Source organism: Pseudidiomarina sp. (assembly GCF_048268165.1).
Lineage (GTDB): Bacteria > Pseudomonadota > Gammaproteobacteria > Enterobacterales > Alteromonadaceae > Pseudidiomarina.
In genome coordinates this window covers 1-8972 of the sequence record NZ_JBLWWA010000020.1, presented here as the reverse complement: position 1 = coordinate 8972, position 8972 = coordinate 1, and the positions used below count along the sequence as shown (strand labels likewise).

General features: G+C 50.0%; 7 protein-coding genes, 1 tRNA gene, 1 other RNA gene and 1 pseudogene. 3 read left to right on the top strand and 7 right to left on the bottom strand.

Features of this window, described 5'->3' with window-relative positions:
• Together ACN0UY_RS12370 and ACN0UY_RS12365 are read right to left on the bottom strand one after the other, a co-directional pair.
• Positions 1-602, bottom strand: a 602-nt coding sequence (locus ACN0UY_RS12370) for a type I restriction-modification system subunit M N-terminal domain-containing protein (protein ID WP_417667468.1), incomplete at its 3' end; no start/stop codon positions are given.
• A gap of 133 nt (positions 603-735) precedes the next feature.
• A non-coding RNA gene (locus ACN0UY_RS12365) (RtT sRNA) lies at positions 736-858 on the bottom strand.
• A gap of 338 nt (positions 859-1196) precedes the next feature.
• Between ACN0UY_RS12365 and ACN0UY_RS12360 the strand changes: the two genes are divergently transcribed.
• Positions 1197-2552 carry a hypothetical protein gene (locus tag ACN0UY_RS12360; RefSeq protein ID WP_417667466.1) on the top strand — a complete coding sequence of 452 codons (1356 nt, stop codon included), beginning with the start codon at positions 1197-1199 and terminating at the stop codon, positions 2550-2552.
• A 732-nt stretch (positions 2553-3284) separates the two neighbouring features.
• On the opposite strand, the gene ACN0UY_RS12355 is transcribed toward ACN0UY_RS12360, so the two are convergent.
• From ACN0UY_RS12355 to ACN0UY_RS12335, 5 genes are all read right to left on the bottom strand, one after another.
• Positions 3285-3476, bottom strand: a complete 192-nt coding sequence (locus ACN0UY_RS12355; RefSeq protein ID WP_417667464.1) for a hypothetical protein — start codon at positions 3474-3476, stop codon at positions 3285-3287.
• 614 nt (positions 3477-4090) lie between these two features.
• On the bottom strand, positions 4091-5065 hold the full coding sequence (locus ACN0UY_RS12350; protein ID WP_417667462.1) for a site-specific integrase: 975 nt from the start codon (positions 5063-5065) through the stop codon (positions 4091-4093).
• Positions 5066-5662: 597 nt separating this feature from the next.
• Complete coding sequence (locus ACN0UY_RS12345) at positions 5663-6688, bottom strand: hypothetical protein (RefSeq protein WP_417667460.1); 1026 nt, start codon at positions 6686-6688, stop codon at positions 5663-5665.
• A gap of 59 nt (positions 6689-6747) precedes the next feature.
• Positions 6748-7704 (bottom strand): nuclease-related domain-containing protein, encoded by a 957-nt coding sequence (locus ACN0UY_RS12340; RefSeq protein WP_417667458.1) that lies wholly within the window; start codon positions 7702-7704, stop codon positions 6748-6750.
• A gap of 152 nt (positions 7705-7856) precedes the next feature.
• Positions 7857-7933 (bottom strand) — tRNA-Arg (locus ACN0UY_RS12335).
• Between the two features lie 342 nt (positions 7934-8275).
• On the opposite strand from ACN0UY_RS12335, the gene ACN0UY_RS12330 reads away from it, so the two are divergent.
• Positions 8276-8659, top strand: coding sequence for a c-type cytochrome (locus ACN0UY_RS12330; RefSeq protein ID WP_417667470.1), 384 nt, complete (start codon positions 8276-8278; stop codon positions 8657-8659).
• Positions 8660-8760: 101 nt separating this feature from the next.
• A pseudogene (locus ACN0UY_RS12325) lies at positions 8761-8972 on the top strand (hypothetical protein); the annotation flags it as partial.

Here is an 8972-nt window from a genome sequence, read left to right as displayed (position 1 = left end):
CCGCTGAACACCAGCGAAGTAGTCAGGCGCACGATATCACGCGGGGTAAAGTGCTCACCGGCGGTATCGTTAGCGCTTTCCGCAAAGCGGCGGATCAGGTCTTCAAACACCAGACCCATCTGGTAGTTGCTCACCGCCTCTGGCGACAGGTCGAAATGGGCGAACTCCTGTACCACGCGGTACAGCAGGTCGGCTTCATCCAGCTTGTCGAGGCTGCTCTCAAAACTGAAATGCTCAAAGATCTCCCGCGCATCCTTGGAGAAGGCGCGCACGTAGCTGTCCAGGTTATCGAAAATATGCGTTTCGCCCAGGTGCGCCAAATCCAGCTTCGAGGTGTTGTAAAACGCCTTGTCGGCGGCATGGAGCAGAACCTTATGGCGAGCGTCATCCGGCATCGCTTTGCTGCTTTCGGCCAGCGCCAGCACTTTGTCCTTGGTCGGCGCCAGCACGCACTCAAGGCGGCGTAGTACGGTAAACGGCAGGATGATGCGGCCATACTGCGACTGCTTGAAGTCACCGCGCAGCAGATCGGCCACCGACCAGATCAAGCCAGCCAGCGAGGCGGTGGAGGTGTTCATGGAAGCAGGGTCTTTGGGCAGCATGCGGCGATCCTTGCAACAGGTAAAAGGCCTGTTTGGTTGACGGTTGATTTGGCTATGGGCGAAATCATATCAACAAATCGAGCGACATGGGTGCAGCGGGCAACAAAGCGGAGCAGAGAAGAAAGGTAAAAAATGGCGCGCCCGGAGGGATTACTCGGCACGCCTCGCCCTGCGGGTCGTTGCCTTCGGCAACGCGGTCTCGCTTCGCTCGGCTCGAACCCATCGGGGGTTCTCACCCTCCAGGCGATAAGGCTCTGTTTGAAGCTGTAGAAAAACTGGAAGGGTGTTGCAATAAGAAAAAATGGCGCGCCTGGAGGGATTCGAACCCCCGACCAACAGGATCGGAAACCGGGCTAAGCTAACCGTCTTTTCCTCAAAAATACCCAACCCAAGACACCACCTGACTCCGGGGTGATGGGTATCATTTGCCACCACAGGTTTTTTCCAATTTCCGGCGCGGCACTGTGACCAGAATGTGCCAACTCTATGCTGCGGTTTCGATGAATACGATCAACGGGAATGACCGTGCCGTGACAACCCTTAATTTTGGTGTCTATACTGGGCTGAATCTAAATGCTCAAGGAGTGATGCGAGATGAAGCCAGACTATTTGATTCAAGGGGACAACGTTCGGCTTATTCCTGTAGGGTCTGAAGGAAACAAAGAAGCAAGAATCCTCTCGGTATGTCTTGCGATGATGACCCAAATCCCGGCTCTATCAAAAAATCTTCTCGCCAGCTGTAATTACCGACTCGGTGCACGAGCCCAGCTATATGCATGGACTGAAGTTACTCTCGGAAAACGTGAGACCAAGGACAGGCCGGATGCATTACTTCAGATTGTGAACGGTAAACAACGCTGGACAGCTTTGATTGAAGCAAAAATCGGCAAGGCGCAGCTTTCAGAAGAGCAGGTAGCACGCTATGTCGCATTGGCAAAAGAATATGGTATCGATGCAGTTATCACTGTATCCAACCAAATGGTTGCCAGAGCAGACCACCACCCCGTACCAATTGCAAAGAACCAGCTCCGCAAACTAGAACTGTTCCATTGGCCTTGGGCATGGATACTGTCTGAAGCTCAAATTCTCCGATCCAACAATAGTGTCGAAGACTCAGAGCAAGCCTTCATGCTCAAAGAGTTTATTCGCTTCCTGGATCATCCTTCGACCGGAATTGAAGGCTTCACACAGATGAACAAGGGATGGAAAACGGTTGTTAAAGAGGCTGTTTCCCAGACCAAGCTCAAACGCACCGATCCGAATGTTGAAGCCACTGTGGGAGCATGGCTGCAAGAGCAACGTGATTTGGTCATTCACATGTCCAAACTGATCGGCAAAAACGTGCATTTGAAGATGGATCGAAAAGTCAAAGATGATCCTGTTGCACGGCTCAAACACCGGATAGCAGATTTCTGCGATACCAACACTCTATTTGCAGTATTACAGATACCTGATGCTGCCTCTGATTTGATCGTCCAAGCGAATCTCGTTTCCCGCTCAATCACCGCGTCAATGAAGCTGAAAGCACCGCTGGATAAAAAATCGACTTCGGCCCGGGTCAACTGGCTTTTGAGGATGCTCAAACAAGCAGAAAATGATTCACGAGTGATTATCAAAGCATCGTGGCCTTCTGTGATCGAGGATACAACCTGTTCTCTCACCGAGTTGAAGGAAGACCCGAACAAAATTCAGTGCAATAACCCTAAGCATGCTCCGGTAGCATTTGAGGTCGTGTTATTGCATGACTCTGCTATACGTTTTGCCGGCTCGCGTACTTTCATTGAAGATGTTGAAGAGGTTACACGGACATTTTATGACTTGGTCGGCCAGCATCTGAAAGCATGGCAGCCATCGCCGCCAAAACCGGTTACCAAAGCCAAACCCGTTGAAGATACCCAGTCCGATTTTGAGAGCGAAGAGCAAGAAGCAGAAGCTGTACCTGCTGATTGAGCTGAGCCACTCGCGCCCCGCAGTTCGCCCAAGGATGGGCGATCCAGCTCACGCTCTAAATTCGCTCCCTGACGAGAGAAACGCTCAGTCATTACCCTTCTATACTTCGGGTTATAAATCGCCTCAGGCTCGCTCTGTGTGGCTTCTCGATCGGTATTTGACTGCAACACGGCTTACCTTACTCAACGCTCTTTTGCCTGCATCAATTAATCAGCAATCATCTCAGCCACTGGTTTGATATATACCCCTGAAAATCAATATAATGGCATTGTCGAAAGACCTTTCATGCTTTATCGGTGACGCGAACGTTCGGGCATGATCGTAAAGCTGGCATCAGCCAGCGGTACCCAGAAGGGATCTGGCATAGGGTACACGACCGGAGTCAACGAAAGTTCTCTGCAGGTCTGCCAGTGACGAACCACCCCCGGTTCGGATACAAAATGCAGGATGCCAAACCTCGGTGAGCAGCGCACTCTGTGCGAACGAGGACCTCTCAGGAGGACGGTACGACTTACTTCAGTGTTGAAGATCAAATCTTCCACTGGGGTAGGGGGAGTCATACCTTCCTGATGAGCAGTTATAAAACAAAAGCAAAAACACACCACAAGAGCTGTTGCTAACGCAACGGCTCTTATTGCGTCATAAAGCATGCCTTTCTTAAAAGACAATTACTGAGTCAACAACCACACTTGACCTTAAGTCGTAAAACGTCCTTGTTTTGTCATCCAAAATTCACGACTTCTTCAACCTAACCAATGCATTCAGCCAACGCTCATCCCTGTCCGGGCGCTGATCTTCGATCAACCACGTTTCAACTTCAGCCGCGGCCCCCGTCTGGCTTATTACAGCCTCCAGACCATGTTCATCCAGAGCGGTGAAGCGTCGGCCGCCTTGTTCACGCTCTCCAGTGCCATACTTAAACAAGCAATACAGTACACCACCCGGCTTCAACGCTCGGAAAAGACACTCAAAAGCATCCGGTAATTCACTTCGGGGGACATGCTATAACGAAACACACGCCCAAACAGCGTCAAACGCTCCCTCCCAAACGATCTCATCAAAGCACAGGATATGTACGTCTTGTCCAAGGTGAGCTGAGGCGAGCTTACAGAGCGTTTCAGACGCATCCATTGCGGTCACTTCAAAGCCTTTATGTTTAAAGAAAGCTGCATCACACCCGATCCACACCCGGCATCGAGAATGCTGCCGCCCGGATTAGCGGGGACAACTACATCTACAGAGATGCCCACTCGAAGCCGAGCAAGCGCGGGATACTATCTGTCATAGTCATAGGTGTTAACGGGAGACATGACCCGGGCGGTGCCTGTCTCGATTCATCAACGGCACTCGTCCTTATATAAGTAACAGCATCATGCCTCTGTCTGCCGCGTTGCTTTCACTCAGGTTCCTTATACTTTGATCAGCGAACGCAGCAACCACGCGGCCTACAGAGAATCCATCAACTAAAATACGCCGATTTGTTACAACTGGGAACCAACTACTCATGACAAAAAAGCATTGCCTGAGCTGTATTTTCGTCAGGATGCCAACCGATCAACCAACGTCTCAGCACGCAGGTGAGTATAACGACTCAGCATCTCCAAGGTTTTGTGTCCGGTGATTGTCGCCACTTCCATCGTGTTCAGGCCCATTTCAAAGAACCGACTGGTGGCTTCATGCCGAAGATCGTGGAAGCGTAAACCCTCAATCCCGGCACGCTTGCAAGCACGTTCAAACGCCTGTGAAACGCTGTCTGGCTGGATATTGAATACTTTGCCCAGCTGATCAGCACTGCCACAAACGGCCTTCAAAACGGCAATGGCGCGCTCTGACAGTGGTACATCACGAGGCACCCCGGTCTTGGTTTCCGGGATGTGCAGGGTTCTGGTATTCCAATTGATATGCTTGCGCTCAATTTTGACCAGTTCACCCCGGCGCATGGCTGTTTCAACAGCCAGGATCACTATCTGCTGAACCTGTGGCGTTTCAGACAGGGCATCCAACAACTGATCAAGCTCCCCGTCCAATAACCGGCGATCTCTCCCACGAGGCCGTTTGGGTTTACGCACCCCCGGTATCCCTTTCGGAAAAGGCACGTTCCATTCTTGAGCCGCGATTTTAAGCACTTTGCTGAGCAGCGAGAGCCGATGCACGACGGTCGTTGTCCCGACCAACTTCAGCTGTTCATCACGGAAGTCCGCCAAGTGCTGGTTATGTAAGTTGAACAGCGAAATGTGACCCAATGAAGCAATCACAGGACGCGCTGTAGAACGCTCTATGCGCTGTTTCTTCTGATCATTAATGGAGGTGAGGTAACGCTCAATCGCGTCTCTGACGGTCATTTTTTCAGCTACAGCGGTATCAACAAAGAGACCTCGTTGGATTTCCGTTTCGACCTGACGTGCCCAAGCCACCGCATCTGATCTGAGCGTGAATGACTTGGCCTGCGGTTTGTGTCCCTTGATGCGAACTTGCGCCTGCCACTTGCTGCGTAACTTCCGGATTGTTGCCATCGTTTGCTCCGACAAATCATATTCAACTTGATAAGCTGATGACGATTGTAGGAAGCCGGTCACACGGTGTCGGGTAGGAAATGCAGTCCAGTGTGATCAGATTGTGACCGGCACAGTGATCACAGCATTGCTGGCGCAGAAAGAACAAAGGGGAACCAGCGTGGTGACTGGTTCCCCTTCGTAATCAGTGTCCGGGTGAGCAACGGTTTCTTAGGCTGTTGGTCAACGTATATTTTCAGGGTTATGTTAGCCCACTTACGATAAATCGTCTTCACATGCAGTGAACTCGCACTCCATTGCAACTAGAAAGCACAAACTCATAACGAGTAAAGCCCAGCATTGCTGGGCTTTACTATCACTCTGAGTGTTGCACTGCAATCACTCAAGCTATTGAATTCATTTGGCTTTACAGACCGTCAACTTCGCTTCTGTACATGTTTGGCCTCCTCGTTTTCTCAACCTACGCTAATCCTAGCCTACGCGAATGCGTCCTGTACATACGATTTCTGCTTATTTCTGCTTATTTCTGCTTATTTCTATTGATGTCCGTATGTCCGCGCTCACTGCCTCCCCGACCCAGAGACTACAGGCGCACACTTAACTTGGATATGTAAAAGCATCAGCTTGCTCGGGGTGGTTCTGGCTACCGTCACCAATTACATCATGCGGCACGGGAACAATGAGTACTTTTAGAATATCTGTAACAGGCTTAAAGTTACTTATCATAATTGGTTCCGGCAGAGATCCCATTGGCGGAATACGCACTATTGTCGGCTCCGATGAACCAGGAATAGTTATCCGTACTTCAACTTCATTACTATCTAACTTATTATCAATGTTAAGCTCGTATTCTTTAGTATACATTTGAACCCGCATATCGGTGGATTCTCCTATCTTCCCCCACATACTGTAATTTGATCTAAACTCACCTTCTTCTCCTGCTTTCAGTTTTATCTTATATGGAACAGAAAATTCATCGCCTGCCAAACGCTCACACTTTGCTATCCATTGAATAGGGCTGGTCTCAGTTTTAATTGTCAGCTCATTTATTCGCCCCCAAACCCCATCAGGAAATTCAACATCGTCATCGGGAATTAGCTTTAAAACACCTTCATTCCTTACAAGATCATGATTGTGATGCAGGTTTTTGATGTTTATATATGTTGCAGTATCAAGTTGTAACAGTTTACCTTGGATCGCACCAATTGAAATATGCTTCTGAGTTTTCAAGGCAACACATGAAGATTTATTCATAAGATTAATAAGATACTTCATATGTTCACTATCTGCAGCAACGTCTGGGTAAAAATAATTCACCTTCGTTGTAAAACTATCATCCTTTGGGTCTTTGTCATTATACAAGAAGAGGAAGTAACCCACTCCTATGAAGAAAAGAACATCTTGAAGAGCTGAAGCTACAAATGACTCCCAAAATGAAGGAGGCGTGTAGGCCACACCATCTTGAGGGCTTTTAATCCAATGGGTTAGGCCAAAATTCTCAAAAAATACACCTTTCCATATACCAACACCAAGAACAAAAAGTATGGAATATACTATTAAAACGAAAAGTAGCTTCCTTCTTGTAAACCTAATCTTATATCCAAAAAAATCAAGCTTCCGCATGGCTATGCCTACTCCACTTATAACCTTTTTAACATCTTCCCATCAGCACAATTCTAATTCTATTTAGCTCTCGTTCTATCAACATTCCTCACACGCTGACTAACCTGATAACCAATAGCCTGCACCTGCCCTAACTCAAGTGAACCTGCATGCAAACGCGGCAACTGTGATGGCAACTCTTTTGCACTCAGTACATAAGGATCTGTCGCTCGTTGCTTGCGCTCGATATACCACCCCGGCAGCACAAGAACACCCGAGACCGGCACATCAAATCCAGTTGCCTGATTGAGCCAGTTCCGAACAGCTTTCACATTCATCCGCACCTGCTCAAGAGGTTTGGTCTCAACATGAGTCGGGAAATGCAGAGCATCTCCTTCCAAACGAACACGAGCCTGTTTCTTGCCATCCAGAACCAGCTTTGAGCGGCCTTTTGTTTCAATAATGAACACGCCGTTGGGGCTCACCACGAGGTGATCGACATTAAAGCCTTCAAACGGCAGATCATGAAAAATTCGATATGGGTGACCTTCTGGACGAATGATCTGCTCCAGTTCCTGACCGACCGCCATTTCGCAGGCAAGCCCCAAACGCAAGCGTGCCAGCTTCTTCACAATGGCCACAGCCTTGTAGATGTAGTAACCCACAACACAGGCAGCAGCGATGGCAACCAAACCCCATGTACTCCAACCGAACGTCTTCCCGAGCAACTTTTCTTGCACCAACAGAATCAGAGGCATGCTGCTGCTCATGAGAGGAATGGCAACGAACGACTCCATCAAGTCAAGCTGCAGATCATCTACTGACTTTTGTAGGCTGTAACCTGCAGGACGTAGCAGGTCAGATCCAAGAGGGGAGGTACGATTCCGAGACAACATCCGCTTGGTGTACAGCGCGATGCCTGCCAACAAGAACAATGGCAAAAGATACAATAGGACAACGAGTAAAGAGGCTGATAACGAAGAGAGCCATTCCATGAGCTGTGCCAAGTCCCTGCGATCAAGATAAGACTCGATCATACCACTCCGCCGGAGTTGAACCACCCACCACTGTGATCAGATTGTGACCAAGCCGGAATCCAGACTGTGCAAAGTTTTCCACGCGCGCCGTAGCTCAGGTGGATAGCGTAGCAGTTCCGAAGGAACTCAATAACATAGGGAGAGGTAAAAAATGGCGCGCCTGGAGGGATTCGAACCCCCGACCAACAGGATCGGAACCTGCTACTCTATCCAGCTGAGCTACAGGCGCGTAATAGAAGTGTTTGCGGGCCATATACTACGGATCAGAACCGTGTTTGCCAAGTGAATTCTAACGCCTCTGCAGCCCGCCGGGTGATCCTTGCGACTAAAAGGCAGGTATAAAGTGGCGCGGGAATGCTTCAACTCAATTTCCGTATGGGCTTTTTTGCCGGTATAATCCCGGGTCAGATTTTTGTGTGCGCAGTCATGTCTGCATCAGGTCCTGCCGCTACGGCATCTTCGACCATCAGCCAGGCATCGCTGCCCCGCCAACTTACCAAGTGATGAGGTCGTGACTGTGAATAAATTTGCTGCAAAAGCTGCATCTGCACTCTGCGCGTTTGGTCTGGGCATGGCCCTGACTGTATCGGTTCAGGCTGCTACTCCTGCTGAAGAACAAATCATCGAGCGCATCAAGCCTGTTGGTTCAGTTTGCGTTGAAGGCGACGAGAACTGTGGCGGCGCTGCAGCTGTTGCCGCCGCTGGCAGTTCTGCCGGTGGCCGTTCTGGTGAGGATGTATACAAGGCCAGCTGTGCAGCCTGTCACGGCACCGGTGTACTGGGTGCGCCCAAGTTTGGCACCAATGAGCTGCAGCTGCGCCTTGACGAGAAGGGCATGGAAACCCTGCTGACGCATGCTCTTAATGGCTTCAATGCCATGCCACCGCGCGGCACCTGCTCTAGCTGCTCCGACGAAGAGATTCAGGCCAGCATCGACTACATGCTGGGGAACTGATACCTCTAGAGTACTTGTTTTGGACAGGGGCTGCTTCGGCGGCCCTTGTTGTTTCTGGTCGGCACGGATAGCCGACCCAACCTGACTCAAGGATGACACTCATGTTCAAACCCGCCTCTGCCTTGTTGCTACTTGGGCTTCCTTTCGCCCTGCAGGCAGCCCCGGCATCTTCGCACACCCCCATGCTTGCCACCTCAATTGGCCCTGACGAAGTGCAACCTGAAGGTTTGCATGACTGGCTGGTCAGTGAAAAATATGATGGTGTGCGTGCCTATTGGGATGGTCGTCAGCTCTACAGCCGCAGTGGCTATCC

Excerpts from the sequence above, each read along its gene's own strand:
- ACN0UY_RS12360 (WP_417667466.1), top strand. The coding sequence starts at position 1,197 with ATGAAGCCAGACTATTTGATTCAAGGGGACAACGTTCGGCTTATTCCT.
- ACN0UY_RS12350 (WP_417667462.1), bottom strand. The coding sequence starts at position 5,065 with ATGGCAACAATCCGGAAGTTACGCAGCAAGTGGCAGGCGCAAGTTCGC.
- ACN0UY_RS12345 (WP_417667460.1), bottom strand. The coding sequence starts at position 6,688 with ATGCGGAAGCTTGATTTTTTTGGATATAAGATTAGGTTTACAAGAAGG.
- ACN0UY_RS12340 (WP_417667458.1), bottom strand. The coding sequence starts at position 7,704 with ATGATCGAGTCTTATCTTGATCGCAGGGACTTGGCACAGCTCATGGAA.
- ACN0UY_RS12330 (WP_417667470.1), top strand. The coding sequence starts at position 8,276 with ATGGCCCTGACTGTATCGGTTCAGGCTGCTACTCCTGCTGAAGAACAA.